The 15,245-nt window shown below is 69.5% G+C and carries 12 protein-coding genes; 5 read left to right on the forward strand and 7 right to left on the reverse strand.

The window, feature by feature from the left end:
* Nucleotides 1-127 precede the first annotated feature (127 nt).
* Nucleotides 128-1,339: a glycosyltransferase gene (locus tag ASD69_RS03610; protein ID WP_056174127.1), complete on the forward strand. Its 1,212-nt coding sequence runs from the start codon at nt 128-130 to the stop codon at nt 1,337-1,339.
* A gap of 518 nt (nt 1,340-1,857) precedes the next feature.
* On the opposite strand, the gene ASD69_RS03615 is transcribed toward ASD69_RS03610, so the two are convergent.
* The gene (locus ASD69_RS03615; protein ID WP_082576243.1) at nt 1,858-3,261 is read right to left on the reverse strand and encodes an MFS transporter; all 1,404 of its coding nucleotides are present in this window, start codon (nt 3,259-3,261) and stop codon (nt 1,858-1,860) included.
* A complete protein-coding gene (locus tag ASD69_RS03620) occupies nt 3,258-4,301 on the reverse strand; it encodes an NADP-dependent oxidoreductase (protein WP_200943930.1) in 1,044 nt (347 codons plus the stop codon). Before ASD69_RS03620 ends, ASD69_RS03615 begins: the two co-directional genes overlap by 4 nt.
* 63 nt (nt 4,302-4,364) lie before the next feature.
* Between ASD69_RS03620 and soxR the strand changes: the two genes are divergently transcribed.
* From soxR to ASD69_RS03635, 3 genes are all read left to right on the forward strand, one after another.
* Nucleotides 4,365-4,814: a redox-sensitive transcriptional activator SoxR gene (gene soxR / locus ASD69_RS03625; protein ID WP_056174128.1), complete on the forward strand. Its 450-nt coding sequence runs from the start codon at nt 4,365-4,367 to the stop codon at nt 4,812-4,814.
* A 205-nt stretch (nt 4,815-5,019) separates the two neighbouring features.
* A complete protein-coding gene (locus ASD69_RS03630) occupies nt 5,020-5,529 on the forward strand; it encodes a DUF1993 domain-containing protein (RefSeq protein ID WP_056174131.1) in 510 nt (169 codons plus the stop codon).
* 77 nt (nt 5,530-5,606) lie between these two features.
* A complete protein-coding gene (locus tag ASD69_RS03635) occupies nt 5,607-5,903 on the forward strand; it encodes a hypothetical protein (protein ID WP_056174133.1) in 297 nt (98 codons plus the stop codon).
* Between the two features lie 133 nt (nt 5,904-6,036).
* Here ASD69_RS03635 and ASD69_RS03640 read toward each other — a convergent pair whose 3' ends face one another.
* The 5 genes from ASD69_RS03640 to ASD69_RS22180 form a co-directional block, all read right to left on the reverse strand.
* Nucleotides 6,037-6,600, reverse strand: a complete 564-nt coding sequence (locus tag ASD69_RS03640) for a GNAT family N-acetyltransferase (protein WP_056174135.1) — start codon at nt 6,598-6,600, stop codon at nt 6,037-6,039.
* Nucleotides 6,601-6,604: 4 nt separating this feature from the next.
* Entirely contained in the window at nt 6,605-7,138 is a 534-nt protein-coding gene (locus tag ASD69_RS03645; protein ID WP_056174136.1) for a tail fiber protein, read from the reverse strand.
* 35 nt (nt 7,139-7,173) lie between these two features.
* Complete coding sequence (locus tag ASD69_RS03650) at nt 7,174-7,704, reverse strand: tail fiber protein (RefSeq protein ID WP_056174138.1); 531 nt, start codon at nt 7,702-7,704, stop codon at nt 7,174-7,176.
* Nucleotides 7,705-7,731: 27 nt separating this feature from the next.
* Nucleotides 7,732-8,256 carry a tail fiber protein gene (locus ASD69_RS03655; protein WP_056174140.1) on the reverse strand — a complete coding sequence of 175 codons (525 nt, stop codon included), beginning with the start codon at nt 8,254-8,256 and terminating at the stop codon, nt 7,732-7,734.
* A 298-nt stretch (nt 8,257-8,554) separates the two neighbouring features.
* Nucleotides 8,555-8,710, reverse strand: a complete 156-nt coding sequence (locus ASD69_RS22180) for a hypothetical protein (protein ID WP_162250609.1) — start codon at nt 8,708-8,710, stop codon at nt 8,555-8,557.
* On the opposite strand from ASD69_RS22180, the gene ASD69_RS03660 reads away from it, so the two are divergent.
* Nucleotides 8,709-15,227 (forward strand): putative Ig domain-containing protein, encoded by a 6,519-nt coding sequence (locus tag ASD69_RS03660; protein ID WP_056174142.1) that lies wholly within the window; start codon nt 8,709-8,711, stop codon nt 15,225-15,227. The two genes, ASD69_RS22180 and ASD69_RS03660, sit on opposite strands and share 2 nt — an antisense overlap.
* The last annotated feature ends 18 nt before the right edge of the window (nt 15,228-15,245 follow it).

Here is a 15,245-nt window from a genome sequence, read left to right on the forward strand (position 1 = left end):
CGACAGGCGGCTCACCATCGTCCGATGGGGCAAGCTGCGCTGCAGCATCGGGCGCGAAGGCGGTCGCCGGCCGCCGGTTCAGGCCGCCGCCATAAATCCGTCATCGCCTCGCCATAGTCTGGTGGCCATGAACATCCTGATGCTGTCCGACGTGTATTTCCCGCGGGTCAACGGCGTCTCGACGTCGATCCGCACCTTCGCCCAGTCGCTGGCGCGCATGGGCCACGCGGTGACCCTGGTGGTGCCGGACTACGGCCCGGGCAGCGGCCAAGAGCAGCACGACGGCCACGGCGAGTTCGAGATCATGCGGCTGCCGTCGCGGGTGATCTTCTTCGATCCGGAGGACCGTCTGATCCGCGCCTCCGCGCTGCGCGAGGTGGCGGAGACCTTGGCGGCCCGCGATTGGGACGTGATCCACATCCACACGCCGTTCCGCGCCCACAGCCTGGGCGTGCGCCTGGCGCGGCGGATCGGGCGGCCGACGGTGGAGACCTACCACACCTATTTCGAAGAATATGTGGGCCACTACCTGCCGTGGCTGCCCGCGCCGCTGCTGCGCGCGTCCGCGCGGCGCGCCTCGCGCTCGCTGTGCCATGGCGTGGATCATCTGATCGTACCGACCGCACAGATGGTGGAAGTGCTGGACCGCTACGGCATCACCACGCCGTCGACGGTGCTGCCGACCGGCATCGACCTGAGCGAATTCGCGCGCGGCGACGGCGCGCGCTTCCGCGCCGAGCACGGCATCGCGCCGCAGCGGCCGACCCTGGTGACGGTGAGCCGGCTGGCGGTCGAGAAGAACATCGCCTTCCTGTTGCGGGTGGCCAAGCGGCTGGTCGGGGAGTTTCCGGAGCTGTTGTTCCTGATCGCGGGCGAAGGCCCGGACGCCGAACGCCTTAAGCGGCTCAGCGTCGAATTGAAGTTGCAGGACCATGTGCGTTTCTTCGGCAATCTCGATCGCCGCACCACCTTGCTCGACGCCTATCGCGCCGGCGACGTGTTCGTGTTCGCCTCGCCCACCGAAACGCAGGGCCTGGTGCTGATCGAGGCGATGGCGCTGGGCGTGCCGATCGTATCGACGGCGGTGATGGGCACGGCCACGGTCCTGCGCGACGTGCGCGGCGCGGTGGTCAGCGCCGAGGACGAGGCCGCGTTCGCGGGCCATGTCGCCGACGTGCTGCGCTCGCCCGAGACGCGTGCCGCCTTGTCGGCTGCGGGGCCGCAGGATGCGCGCGCCTGGAGCACCGACGGGCTGATGGAGCAGGTGGTCGCCTTGTACGAGCAGCTCGCGCGCCCGCGCGCCGTCGCGACGCCGATGACCGCGGAAGCCAGTTCGTAAACCCATCGCCACGCAGGATGCGGTAAGCCACAGGCGCGCCGCATCGCATTTCCACGAGCGAACGCAATGAAGCCGATGCGGTTATCACCGCATCCTACGGTTTACGCACAGCGTTCTCGTAGGATGCGGTAAGCCGTAGGCGCACCGCATCGAATCTCCACGAGCGAACGCAATGAAGCCGATGCGGTTATCACCGCATCCTACGGCTAATGCGCAGCGTTCTCGTAGGATGCGGTAAGCCGCAGGCGCACCGCATCGCATCTCCACAAGCGAACGGGATGAAGCCGATGCGGTTATCACCGCATCCTACGGTTTACGCGCAGCGCTCTCGTAGGATGCGGTAAGCCAAAGGCGCACCGCATCGAAACTCCACAAGCGAACGTGATGAAGCCGATGCGGTTATCACCGCATCCTACGGCTAATGCGCAGCGCTCTCGTAGGATGCGGTAAGCCGTAGGCGCACCGCATCGAATCTCCGTGCACGAACGCGATGGAGCCGAAGCCGTGGTCGCAGCCGCCTACGGCTGCACCCGCCGCGCCAGCAGCGCGCCGAGCACGGCCAGCGCCAGCGAAATCGCGAACCCGGCCAGATAGGCGCCGGCGTGGCCGTGCGGCAACAAGGCCGCGAACAGCGAGCCGCCGATCGCCAGGACGCTGGCTGTGAACAGCGCGTCGCACAGCTGCAGCGCCGAGGAGTTGAGCCCTTGCTGCGCCGGTGGCGACAGCTCCAGCGTCAGCACCGACAGGCTGGGGAAGGTCACGCCCATGCCCAGGCCGGCCAGCACCCAGCCCGACACGCCGACGGCGGTGGGCACCGTCGGCACGAGTATCGCGACGATGGCCGCGATGCCGATCGCGATGAGGCTCATGCCGATCTGCAGTAGACGCGCCGGGGCGTAGCGCTGCACCGGACGTCCGCGATACCAGGAGCCCGTCGACCAACCGACCGCACCGACGGTAAGTGCGAGCCCCGCCGCGGTCGGCGACCAGCCACGCTCGTGCGAGAGCAGCAGCGGCAGGAACACCTCGGTGCCGAAGAACGCCGACGAGGCGATGCCGCGCAGCGCGATCACGGTCGGCAGGCCGCGCGCGGCGCGCAAGGTGCCGGTCGGCAGCAGGCGCAGCGCGCACACCACCAGGCCGAGCGCGGCCAATGCGAGCAGGACGGCCGCGAGCGCGCCGCGTTGCTGACCGGCGATATGCAGCAGCAGCGCACTGGCGGCGGCGCCGATCGCCCAGGGCATGCGCGCGGGTGTGGCGGCGTCGGAGGCGTCGGCGTGTTCGGGTGCACCCAGATCGCGCACCGCGGGCAAGACCAGCGCCGCCGCGGCCAGCGCGATCAACGGCACCGACAGAAACACCCAGCGCCAACCCCAGTGTTCGACGATGGCGCCGCTGATCGCCGGTCCGATCACCGCCGGCACCACCCAGGCCGCGGCGAACGCGGCGAAGATGCGCGGGCGCAGCGCTTGCGGATACTTGCGGCCGACCACCACGTAGAGCGCGACCGACATCAGTCCGCCGCCGAAACCTTGCACGACGCGGCCCAGCAGCAGCCACGCCATCGACGGCGCCAGGCCCGCCAACAACAGGCCGATCGCGAACCAGACGATGCCCTGGCGCAGCGGCGCGGCCGGGCCGCGCGTATCCGCCCAGCGTCCTGCCGCGACCATGCCGACCACGCTGGCCGCCAGCGCGCCGCCGAAGGCGAGCGCGTACAGCGGCAGGCCGTGCAGCGCTTCGGCCACGGTCGGCATCGCGGTCGCGACCGCCAGCGCCTCGAAGGCGGCAAGCGCGACCAGGGCGATGGCGCCGACGGTGAGCGCGCGGTAGCGGCGATCGAACAGGCCGGCCGCGGCGCCGTCGGCGTCGTGCGCGCGCAAGGGCGCGAGAGCGTCGGCCGCGCTGTCGGCCTCGCTCATGGCCCGAAGCCGCTGTCGCCGGTCTGGTAGACCATCAGCACCACCTTGCCGCGACCGTGGCCGGTCTCGACGTCGCGGTGCGCGACCGCGGCGTGCGCGAGCGGGTAGATCTCGCGCACGTGCACGTGCAGGCGGCCGTGTTCGTACAGCTCGACCAACTGACGCAGGCGGTCGCGGTCGCATTCGCCGCGCAGGCGCAGCACGCCGTGTTCGCGCGCGCCGTCGGCGTCGACCAGGGTGCCGATGCGTTCGCGCGCGGCGCCCAGCGCCAGCGAGGCGGCGATCGCGCCGCGCCCGGCCGCGTCCAATGCCGCGCTCACGCCTTGCGGCGCCAGCTCGCGCACGCGCGCGACCAGGCCTTCGCCGTACAGCACCGGTTCGACACCCAGGGTGCGCAGGTAGGCATGGTTCTCGCGGCTGGCGCTGCCGATCACGCGCGCGCCGGCCAGGCGCGCAAGCTGGACCGCGATCGAACCCACGCCGCCGGCCGCGCCGTGCACCAGCAAGGTGTCGCTGCGGCCGACGTTGAGCGCGCGCAAAGCGACCTGGGCGGTCTGGCCGGAGGCCGAGAGCGCGCCGGCGACCGCCCAGGACATCATCGGCGGCTTGGCCACGACTTGCGCGGCGGGCACGGCCAGGACCTCGGCGTAGGCGCCGCCGTCGCACCAGCCCAGCACTTCCTGGCCGTGGTAGTAGCCGCGCACGCCGTCGCCGATCTGGTCGACGACGCCGGCGAATTCGTAGCCCAGTCGTTGCGGGAAGGCGGCGTCGGCGTCGATGCCGCGGCGCGCGAACTCGCCGTTGCGGCGCGCGATGTCGGCCGGCTGCACGCCGGCCGCGCGTACGCGCACGCGCAGCTCGCCGTGCGCCGCATCGGGCACCGCCAGCACGGTGGGATAGAGCACGTCGGGCGAACCGTAGCGATCGAAATGCACGGCTTGCATCAGGTTGTCGTCGCCGTCGTCGAGGGCGTCGGCGTCGCGATCGAGGCGGGCGCCGGAGCGGTCGAGGTCGTCCTCGCGCGCGTTGCGATTGTCCATGGCTTGACCGTAAAGAGGGGGGAGATCCAGGATAGGACCTGAACTTAAGTTGAGGTCAAGCCCATGGCTGCGGCTACCGAACTGAGCGTGGGGCAGATGGCGCAGCGTAGCGGGGTGGCGGTGTCGACGCTGCACTTCTACGAGGCCAAAGGCTTGATCCACAGCCAACGCACGGCCGGCAACCAGCGCCGTTACGGGCGCGACATGCTGCGCCGGATCGCGATCATTCGGGTCGCCCAGCGCGTGGGCATGCCGCTGGCGACGATCCTGGAGGCGTTCTCGACGCTGCCCGACGGACGCACGCCCACGCGCAAGGACTGGGAGCGCCTGTCGACGATCTGGCGCGAGGAACTGGACGAGCGCATCCAGAAACTGAGCCAGATGCGCGACACCCTGGACGACTGCATCGGCTGCGGCTGCCTGTCGATCGATCGCTGCCGCCTGGCCAACCCAGGCGACGTGCTGGCCGAGGACGGGCAGGGTGCGCAGCGTTGGGAGCATGCGGGGGAGTAACGGCCAACTTCCCCCTTTGTAAAGTGGGGGTCGAGGGGGATTTGCTTTACCACCGCCGCGTAAGCGATCCGCCCACGCTTAGACGCACTCGCCCCAGCGCGCATCCCATACGCCACCGCCCGCAGGACGCATCGATCCACGGTTGCGCGCGTGGTCGGACGCCGGAGGCGGCGTACCATGTGCGATTCACCCCACGAGTCCCGCCATGACCGTTTCCATGCACGCCGCCTCCGTTCCCGTGTTCAAGCAGTTTCTCGGCAGCCTCAGCGCGCTGCTGGACAAGGCCCAGGCCTATGCGGCCGAGAAGAAGGTCGACCCGGAGGTGCTGCTGCAGTCGCGTCTGTACCCGGACATGTTCCCGCTGCTGCGTCAGGTCCAGATCGCCTGCGACTTCGCCAAGGGCGTGAGCGCGCGCCTGGCCGACGCGGAGGTGCCGGTGTACGACGACTCCGAGCGCACGTTCGAACAGCTGCAGGCGCTGGTCGCCAAGACCACGGCCTTCATCGACAGCCTGGAGCCGGTGCTGTTCGACGGCGCCCATGAGCGCGAAGTGGTGCTGCGCCCGGGTACGCCCAAGGAGCGCCGTCTTATCGGCCACGACTACCTGCTGCACTACGGCCTGCCGCAGTTCCAGTTCCACGTCGTCACCGCCTACGCGATCCTGCGCCACAACGGCGTCGAGGTCGGCAAGCGCGATTACATGGGTCAGTACTGAGCCTTGCGCGCGCCGCGCGCGCTTGCATCGCGCGCGCGGCGCGGCGACCATGGTTCCCAGGTTTTAGGGGAACCCGCATGGAACTGCTGACGCTGGATCATTTCGCCCGCCACGTGAACGAGACCTTCTCGGCGGCCTTGAACGACGGCGAGGTGCCGTTCGTCCTGGTCGAGGCGCGGGCGCTGAACCCCCAGCAGGTCATGCCGGGGGCGGCGCGCGCGCCGTTCTCGCTGCTGTTCCGCAATACCTCCTCGTTCCTGTTCCCGCAGCAGACCTATCTGATGCGTCACGACAGCGTGGGCGAGATCGGGATCATGCTGGTGCCGGTCGCGCGCGAGCGCGAGGGCTTTCTGTATCAGGCGATATTCAACTGAGCGCGCACCGGCCCGCGGTCCGTTTGGCGGCTGGGTGATCCCAACCTGATCCAAGCGCTCCTGCGTGCGGCGCGGATCGTGCCAGCCTGGTCGCGGTTTACGCCGCTCCTTCCCCTTAAACGGATCGCCGGCGTCAGGGCGCCGGCCAACGCATGCGGCGGTGGGCGCCGCTGTCTTCGGTCTGGACGAAGCCCAGGCGCCGGTATAGGCGCTGCGCGCCCGCGTTGTCGGAGGCCACGTGCAGATGCAGGCCGCGGCCCAGCGCGGCGGCGTCGCGCTGGCTGTGCTCGATCAGCGCGCTGGCGATGCCTTGGCCGCGCGCGGCGGTCAGCAGGCTGATATCGACGATCAGATGATCCGGTGCGCGTCGTTGCAGGTAGTAGCGGCCGACGGGGGCGCCGTCGCGTTCGATCGCGAGGAAGTCGGCGTCGGCGTAGTGCAGCAGATAGTGCTGATGCTGGAGTGCGAACTGGCTGTCGAGGAAGGCGCGCTTGGCCTCGTCGGGCCAGGGGATGGGAGCGAGTTCCTCGGCGCGGGTGCTGGCGTAGAGCGTGCGCAGCCAGGGCAGATCGTCGTCGCGTGCGGGGCGCAATGCGAACCCGCGCTCGCTCAGGAGCGCGGGTGTCGCCAGACGGTCGTCGCGGCCTTGCGGATCGTCGCTGCGCGGAAACGGCAGCAGCCGCGATGGCGCCTGCATGGCCTCAGGGGAAGCTGGGGAAAATGCCCTGCAACGCGATGCAGAAGTTCGACGCGAGGTAGGGCTGACGGTTCTCGTGCGGCTGGCCGCCGCCGGCCGGACCGCACATGGTCGGGGCGAACTGCACGTTCGGCTGCAGCCCGCCGATGAACGGGTTGCTCGAGGTCGGGATACCCAGGTAGTTGCCGGGGGCCGGCGCACTGGTGCGCAAGGTGCCGGTAGGTTGGTTGTAGGCGGTCAGCGTATGGCTGTGTCCCGGCATTTCGCCCTGCTGCAGGGTCACGCTGTTGGAACCGAAGGTCTCGCCCATGCTGCGCGGGGTCAGGCCTTGGCCTTGGCCTTGGTTGCAGGCGGTGCGGTTGACGAAGTTGGGCAGCTGGAACGTGGTGGTGCCGTTGCCGCCGTAGTTGGTGCCCAGCAGCGAGAACAGCGCGGTGTTCTGCTGAATGGCCAGGGTGGCGCCGTTGCAAGAGGCCCAGCCGCGCGGTGCGAAATTGAATCCGAACAGCTGGATTTCGCCGATGAAAGGTTCGGTCATGGTGATGTCCTCGAATGATGGTCCGCGGCGGCCGCTCAGCTCTGCGACGGGTAGACGCCGGCCCAGGCGATGCAGTACCCCACCGTCAGGGTGGGCATCAGGTTGGCGTGCGGCTGGGTGTTGCCGCTGATCGAGACCGCGGCCGGCGCAAGCGCGGCGCCGGTGGCGCCGGTGATATCGGTGACGTACATGGTGTCGCCCGCCACCGCGCCCGGCTGCACCGTCACGCCGACCGCGCCGGTGGTGGCCGCGGCCGTAGTGGCCATCAGCGCGTGGTTATGGCTGGGCAGTTGCTGGCTGATCAGGGTCACGCTCTCGCTGCCGGACATCTGGCCGATCACATAGGTGCTCAGGCCCGGGCCGGTGCCCTGGTGGATCGGCGCGCGACCGCGCAGGTCGGGCACGGCGAAGGTGCTCTGGCCGTCGCCGCCGTAGATCGTGCCGAGCAGGGTGTACAGCACTTCGTACTCGCTGATGGGCTTCAACGAACCGTCGCAGCTGAACCAGCCGTTGGGCACGCGGCCGAAGCCGAACATACGGATTTCTCCGACGTAAGGGGTGCTCATAGGGAACTCCTGTAGATGGCTAAGGCGTCAGTTGCGCGACGGGAAGATGCCGGCCAGCGCGATCACGAAATTGATCGTGGTGTAGGGCTGCATGTTGCTGTGCGGCTGGTTGTTGCCCGTCATGCCGATGCCTTGCAGCGCGACCTGGGCACCCGTGGAGGGGGCGAAGGTGAAGGCGCTGTTGGTGCCGTACAGGGCGTTGGTCGGGTTGCGGACCGCGCTCGCGGTCGTGTTGCCGGCCACCATGTGGTTGTGCGTCGGCATCTGCGTGGTGAGCAGGGTGACGTTCTCGACACCGCCGGTTTCGCCCTGTTGATAGGGCGCCGGATTCCAGCCGCCATCGACCGAATTGCCGAAGCCCACCGGGGTGCGCGACTGCATGTTGGGCAGCTGGAAGTTAGTGGTGCCGTTGCCGCCGTAGGTGGTGCCGAGCAAGGAGAACAGCGCTTGGTTCTGGGCGATCGGCAGCAGCTGCCCATTGCAAAGGGCAAAGCCCTTGGGCGCGAACTGGAACCCCGTGAGCATAATCTGCCCGAGGAAGACTTCGGTCATACCTTTCCCCCCAAAGGATGGTGGCACCGGACGTCATGTCCGGCGCGGTGGCTACTCTCGCTCACAGCCCGTACGCCGTACAAGCTAATTTTTTGTGGCAGTGCAGCATATAAATCTGTGAAGTGGGTGGCACTTTATTTGCGGGCCGATTCCTGATTGAATGGGGGAGAGCAGTTCGCAAGGGGTGCGGCTCGGGCGTAGGCCCGGTGTCCGCGGACAGGGATTCGAGTCTCGCCGGACGGTTCGACAGCCAGCGGCCGATCGAGCTCGTGTGGTGTCAACAGGGGCAGAACATGCATCAGTTTTCAGCGCATAGCGTGGAGACGCCGCGTGCGCCTTCGCACGTCTTCTTTTCCTGGTTTTCATGGCTCGCGATAGCGCTGCTGTGCCTGGCCAGCGCATGGCCGCAGCGGGCGATGGCGGCGCCATCCACGTTCTGCCCGACCTTGAGCATGTCGGTCGCGCACAGCGGCTCGCAGACCATCAACATCAACAACTGCCATGGCGGCTTCGGCATCACCGCCGGCACCGCGACCACGCCGCACGGCACCCGCATCGTCGGCGCGCAATCGCCTGGCAACATCCCGCTGACCTATTCGCACAACGGCGATAGCGCGACCACCGACACCTTCACCCTGCAGGACGATTTCGGCGGCGACATCGTCGTCACCGTGGCCATCGGCCCGGCCTCGACCATCGTGATCGGCCCGGCCACCATCAGCCTGACCGCGGGTGTGCCGTTCAGCACCACCCTGACCGCGACCGGCGGCACCGGGTCCTACACGTACACGCTCGACAGCGGCGTGCTGCCGGCCGGCCTCACGCTGAGCGGCGCCGTGATCAGCGGCACGCCGACCCAGCGCGGTCCGCACAGCTTCTCGATCCGCGCCACCGACAGCGCCAGCGTCAGCGGCGTCAAGACCTACACCCCCAACGTCGCCAACCCGACCCTGCAGATCGTGCCGTCCACGCCGCCGAACGCGGCGCAGGGCTTCCCGTATTCGGTGACCTTCAGCACCAATGGCGGCGTCAGCCCGTACACCTATGCGCATGAGGTCGTTTCCGGCCCGCTGCCGCCAGGCCTGAGCCTGAGCGGCGCGACCCTGAGCGGCACGCCGACCGCCCTGGGCACCTTTACCTTCGGCATCCGCGTCACCGATAGCAGCACCGGCGTGGGCTCCTACTTCGAAGTCGAGACCGTCACCCTGACCGTGGTGGTCGCGCCGACCATCGTGGTCAACCCGGCCACCATTCCGGGCGCGACCGTGGGCGCGGCGTACAGCCAGACCTTCACCGGCAGCGGCGGCACCGCGCCTTACGGCTTCGCGATCACCGCCGGCGCCTTGCCGGCCGGCTTGAGCCTCAACACCACCTCCGGCGCCCTGACCGGCACGCCGACCGCGGCCGGCACCTTCAACTTCACGGTGCGAGCGACCGACGCCAACAACTTCTCGGGCACCCGCGCCTACACCCTGGTGGTGGCAGCGCCGACGACCGTGATCGCGCCGACCACCTTGCCCAACGGCACGGTCGCGGCGGCCTACAGCCAGGCCATCACCGCCAGCGGCGGCATCGCGCCGTACAGCTATGCGATCACCGCGGGCGCGTTGCCCGCAGGCCTGACGCTGAGCGGTACCGGCACGCTGAGCGGCACGCCCACGGCGGGCGGCACCTTCAACTTCACCGTCACCGCCACCGGCAGCAGCACCGGCACCGGCGCGCCGCATACCGGTTCGCGCGCTTACTCGCTGGTGATCGCCGCACCGACCATCTTGCTGCCGGCGACCACGCTGGCCAACGGCACCCAGAACGTCGCTTACAGCGCCACGCTCAATCCGGCCAGCGGCGGCACCGCGCCGTATGCCTACGCCGTCACCGCAGGCGCCTTGCCGCCGGGTATCGCCCTGAGCAGCAGCACCGGCGCGCTGTCCGGCACGCCGACCGCCGCGGGCACGTTCAACTTCGCCGTGACCGCGACCGACAGCAGCACCGGTACCGGCCCTTACAGCTCGGCGCCGCGTGGCTACACGCTGCAGATCGTCAACATCCTGCCGGTGGCCAACCCGGTCTCGGCGACGGTGGCCTACAACAGCAGCGCCAACCCGATCACGCTGAGCATCACCGGCGGCGTTCCGACCTCGGTGGCGATCGGCACGGCGGCCGCGCATGGCACCGCGATCGCCAGCGGCACCACGATCAGCTACACGCCGGTCGCCGGTTACGCTGGTCCGGACAGCTTCACCTACACCGCGACCAACAGCGCCGGCACTTCGGCGCCGGCCACGGTGACCATCACCGTCGGCAATCCGACCATCACCGTGACTGCGGGCGGCCCGCTGACCGCGCAGATTGGCGTCGCTTACAGCCAGACCTTCAGCTGGAACGGCGGCACCCAACCGTTCGTCGGCTATGCCGTCACCGGCATGCCGCCGGGCCTGCTCATCACCGGCACCACCGCCAACAGCGTGACCGTGTCGGGCACGCCGACCGCGGCGGGCTCGTTCGCGCTCAACGCCAGCGCCACCGACTCCAGCACCGGCAACGGTCCGTTCACCGTCGGCCAGGCCTTCACCCTGACCGTGAGCGCGCCCACGCTGAGCATGACGCCGGCGGCCGGTACCTTGAACGCGACTTACGCTGCGGCGTATAGCCAGACCTTCGTCGCCAGCGGTGGCACGCCGGCCTACACCTATACGGTGTCGGCGGGCGCCTTGCCGGCCGGCCTGAGTCTGGACGCCAACACCGGCGTGCTCTCGGGTACGCCGACCGTCACCGGTCTGTTCACCTTCTCGGTGCGAGCGACCGATAGCTCCACCGGCGCCGGCGCACCGTTCGCGCGCACGCAGAACTATGTGCTGCAGGTGGCCGCGCCGACGATCACGATCACGCCGGCCACCGTGCCGGGCGCGCAGATCGGCATCGCCTACAGCCAGGCCGTGAGCGCGGCGGGCGGCATCGCGCCGTACACCTACGCGGTCACCGCCGGCGCCTTGCCGGCCGGCATCAGCCTGAGCGCCACCGGCACCCTCAGTGGCACGCCGACCGCGGGCGGTACCTTCAACTTCACCGTCACCGCCACCGACAACCACTCGCAGAGCGGTTCGCGCGCCTACAGCCTGACCGTGAGCGCGGCGACCATCACCGTCGCCCCGGCGACCCTGCCCAACGGCGGCGTGGCCCAGGCCTACAGCCAGACCATCACCGCCTCGGGCGGTACCGCCGGCTACAGCTTCGCGGTCACCGCCGGCGCCTTGCCGGCCGGCCTGAGCCTGGCCAGCAACGGCACGCTGAGCGGCACGCCGACGGCGGGCGGTACTTTCAACTTCACCGTTACCGCCACCGACAGCAGCACCGGCAGCGGCCCGTACACGGGCTCGAACTCCTACACGCTGTTGATCACGGCCGCGACGGTGATCCTGCCGCCGACGACCCTGCCGAACGCGACCGTGACCAACGCTTACGGCGTGGCCGTGACCGGCGCCACCGGCGGCGTCTCGCCGTACACCTACGCGCTGGTCAGCGGCGCGCTGCCGCCGGGCCTGTCGCTCGGCAGTTCCGGTGGCATCACCGGCACGCCGACCGCGCCGGGCACCTACAACTTCAACCTGACCGCGACCGACAGCAGCACCGGCAGCGGCCCGTACACGTCGGCGCCGCAGAGCTACACCCTGCTGGTCAACGACATCGTGCCGGTGGCCAACCCGGTCTCGGCGACGGTGGCCTACGACAGCAGCGCCAACCCGATCACGCTGAACATCACCGGCGGCGTTCCGTCCTCGGTGGCGGTGGCGGCAGCGGCGGCGCATGGCACGGCGACGGCCAGCGGCACCACGATCACTTACACGCCGACCGCCGGCTACGCCGGTCCGGACAGCTTCACCTACACCGCGACCAACAGCGCCGGCACTTCGGCGCCGGCCACGGTGACCATCACCGTTTCGAACCCGACCATCACCGTGACCGCGGGCGGTCCGCTGACGGCGCAGGTCGGCGGTGCCTACAGCCAGACCTTCACCTGGAACGGCGGCACTCAGCCGTTCTCCGGCTACAACGTGACCAACCTGCCGGCGGGCCTGAGCATCACCGGCACCACCGCCAACAGCGTGACCGTATCGGGCACGCCGACCGCGGCGGGTTCGTTCGCGCTCAACGCCAGCGCCACCGACTCCAGCACCGGCAACGGTCCGTTCACCGTCGGCCAGGCCTTCACCCTGACCGTGGGCGCTCCGACGCTGAGCATGACGCCGGCCGCCGGCAACCTGCCGATGAACTACGGCGTCGCCACGACGATCAACTTCGCCGCCAGCGGCGGCACCGGTCCGTACAGCTTCTCGCTGGCCTCCGGCTCGCTGCCGGTCGGGGTGAGCTTCAGCTCGGCCGGCGTGCTCAGCGGTACGCCGACCGTGCCGGGCAACTACAACGTGAGCGTCCGAGTCACCGACGCCAGCACCGGCGTGAGCGCACCGTTCGCGCTGCAGCAGAACTACACCATCGTCGTAGCGACTCCGGCGATCGCGATCGATCCGCCGAGCCTGCCCAACGGCAACGCGGCCGTCGCCTACAGCGCCCAGCTCAGCTCCACCGGCGGTGTCGCGCCGTACAGCTACTCGCTGCTCAGCGGTGCGCTGCCGATCGGCATGAGCTTCACCTCGGCCGGCGCGTTCTCCGGCATCCCGCGTTCGGACGGCAACTTCAGCATCACCGTGCAGTCCACCGACAGCAACGGCCAGACCGGCAGCCGCGTGTACACCTTCACCATCGCCCCGGCGACGGTGACGATCTCGCCGGCGACCCTGCCGGGCGGCACCGTCGGGGTGGCGTACAACCAGAGCCTGAGTAGCAGTGGCGGCATCGCGCCGTACACCTACTCGATCGTCTCGGGCAACCTGCCGGTCGGTCTGGCCTTCAGCTCGGCCGGCGTGCTCAGCGGCACCCCGACCACCGCCGGCAGCTACACCGCCGCGATCCGCTCCACCGACGACGCCGGCTACAACACCACGGTGAACTACACCATCGTGATCGCCGACGCCGTGCCGGTGGCCAACAACGACACCGCCACGACCCTGGCGCAGCAGCCGGTGACCATCGCCGTCACCGCCAACGACACCGGCGTGATCACGTCCATCGCGATCGCCTCGGCGCCGGCGCACGGCACCGCGACGGTCAGCGGACTGAACATCGTCTACACCCCGACCACCGCGTACTTCGGTCCGGATACGCTGACCTACACCGCGATCGGCCCGGGCGGCACGTCGGCTCCGGCCACGGTCTCGATCACGGTCACGCCGCTGCCGGTTCCGGTCGGCCAGCCGCGCACCGCGACCACGCTGGCCGGCCAGCCGGTGACCATCGACACCACGGTCGGCGCCACCGGTAGTCCGTATACCGGCGTCACCATCGTGACCGCGCCGGCCACCGGCACCACCACCGTGGCGGGCACCAACATCACCTACACGCCGCCGGCCAGCGCCTCGGGCTCGGTCTCGATCGTCTACACCTTGAACAACGCCTTCGGTCCCTCGGCGCCGATCACCTCGACGGTCACGGTCAATCCGTTGCCGGTCGCGGTGTCGCGTCGGGTCGCCGCGATCGCCGGCACGCCGGTGACGGTCGAGCTCACCACCGGCGCGACCGGTGGGCCGTTCACCGCCGCCAACCTGGTCTCGCTGACGCCGGCCAGCGCCGGTACCGCGACCATCGCGTCCTCCGGCAGCGGCGCCAGCGCGAGCTACCGCCTGACCTTCACCCCGGCGGCCTCGTTCTCGGGCACGGCCACGGCCACGTTCACGCTGAGCAACGCCTACGCGACCTCGGCCCCGGCGACCATCGACTTCGACGTCGCCGGCCGTCCGGATCCGACCCAGGATGCGGAGGTCATGGGCCTGCTCGGTGCGCAGACCTCGGCCGCGCGCCGCTTCGCCACCTCGCAGATCGGCAACTTCCAGCAGCGCATGGAGGGCATGCACGGCGGCAACGGCGACGGCGCCCGCTTCCAGAACCGGATCAGCTTCGGCGTGGATCGCCGTTGCGCCGACGACGTGCGCCGCACGCCGGGCAGCGACTGCCGTCAGGTCGCCACCCGCGACGAGGCCGCGCCGGTGGAAACCGCTGCGCCTGCGTCGGGCGGCGGCGATGCGAGCTCGTTCACGATCTGGACCGGTGGCGCGCTCAACAGCGGCGACCGCGACAGCCGTTCGGGCAGCGCCGGGTTCGACTTCGAGACCACCGGCATCAGCGCCGGCATCGACACCCGCGTCAACGATGCGTTCGCGATCGGCGGCGGTATCGGCTACGGCCGCGACAACACCGACATCGGCCGCAACGGCACCCGCAGCGACGCCAAGAGCTACACGCTGGCGATGTACGGCAGCTACCACCCGGGCGAGACCTTCTTCCTCGACGGTCTGCTCGGCTACCAGTGGATGTCGTTCGACTCGCGCCGCTACGTGACCGCCAACGGCGGCCGCGTGCGCGGCGAGCGCGACGGCAAGCAGTGGTTCGCCTCGTTCTCGGCCGGCGGCGACTACCAGCGCGACCGCCTGCACATCTCGCCCTACGCCCGCATCGATATCGCACGCGCGCGCCTGGACGGGTACACCGAGCAGGGCGACGCGGTGTATGCGCTGCGTTACCAGGATCAGGACGTCGATACCACCACGGCCAGCCTCGGCCTGCGGCTCGACTACAAGATCCCGGTCAGCTACGGCACCTTCTCGCCGCAGCTGCGCTTCGAGTACCAGCACGACTTCCAGGACGACAGCGCGGTCACCATGAACTACGCCGACCTGCTGTCCGGTCCGTTCTATCGGGCCGAGATCGAAGGGCTGGAGCGCAACCGGTTCGTGTTCGGACTGGGCGCGATCCTGCACACCGAGCGCGATTTCACTCTGCGCTTCGAGTACCGCGGTCTGTTCGGTAGCGATGACGACAGCGACCATGGCGTCCTGCTGAACCTGGAGAAGAAGTACTGATCGAGCAGGCGGAGGCGG

This window comes from Lysobacter sp. Root604 (assembly GCF_001427505.1).
Classification (GTDB): domain Bacteria; phylum Pseudomonadota; class Gammaproteobacteria; order Xanthomonadales; family Xanthomonadaceae; genus Lysobacter.

What these genes read in the sequence shown, in the direction of transcription:
- ASD69_RS03610 (WP_056174127.1), top strand. Translation starts at nt 128, where the DNA reads ATGAACATCCTGATGCTGTCCGACGTGTATTTCCCGCGGGTCAACGGC.
- ASD69_RS03615 (WP_082576243.1), bottom strand. Translation starts at nt 3,261, where the DNA reads ATGAGCGAGGCCGACAGCGCGGCCGACGCTCTCGCGCCCTTGCGCGCG.
- ASD69_RS03620 (WP_200943930.1), bottom strand. Translation starts at nt 4,301, where the DNA reads ATGGACAATCGCAACGCGCGCGAGGACGACCTCGACCGCTCCGGCGCC.
- soxR (WP_056174128.1), top strand. Translation starts at nt 4,365, where the DNA reads ATGGCTGCGGCTACCGAACTGAGCGTGGGGCAGATGGCGCAGCGTAGC.
- ASD69_RS03630 (WP_056174131.1), top strand. Translation starts at nt 5,020, where the DNA reads ATGACCGTTTCCATGCACGCCGCCTCCGTTCCCGTGTTCAAGCAGTTT.
- ASD69_RS03635 (WP_056174133.1), top strand. Translation starts at nt 5,607, where the DNA reads ATGGAACTGCTGACGCTGGATCATTTCGCCCGCCACGTGAACGAGACC.
- ASD69_RS03640 (WP_056174135.1), bottom strand. Translation starts at nt 6,600, where the DNA reads ATGCAGGCGCCATCGCGGCTGCTGCCGTTTCCGCGCAGCGACGATCCG.
- ASD69_RS03645 (WP_056174136.1), bottom strand. Translation starts at nt 7,138, where the DNA reads ATGACCGAACCTTTCATCGGCGAAATCCAGCTGTTCGGATTCAATTTC.
- ASD69_RS03650 (WP_056174138.1), bottom strand. Translation starts at nt 7,704, where the DNA reads ATGAGCACCCCTTACGTCGGAGAAATCCGTATGTTCGGCTTCGGCCGC.
- ASD69_RS03655 (WP_056174140.1), bottom strand. Translation starts at nt 8,256, where the DNA reads ATGACCGAAGTCTTCCTCGGGCAGATTATGCTCACGGGGTTCCAGTTC.
- ASD69_RS03660 (WP_056174142.1), top strand. Translation starts at nt 8,709, where the DNA reads ATGTCGGTCGCGCACAGCGGCTCGCAGACCATCAACATCAACAACTGC.
- ASD69_RS22180 (WP_162250609.1), bottom strand. Translation starts at nt 8,710, where the DNA reads ATGCTCAAGGTCGGGCAGAACGTGGATGGCGCCGCCATCGCCCGCTGC.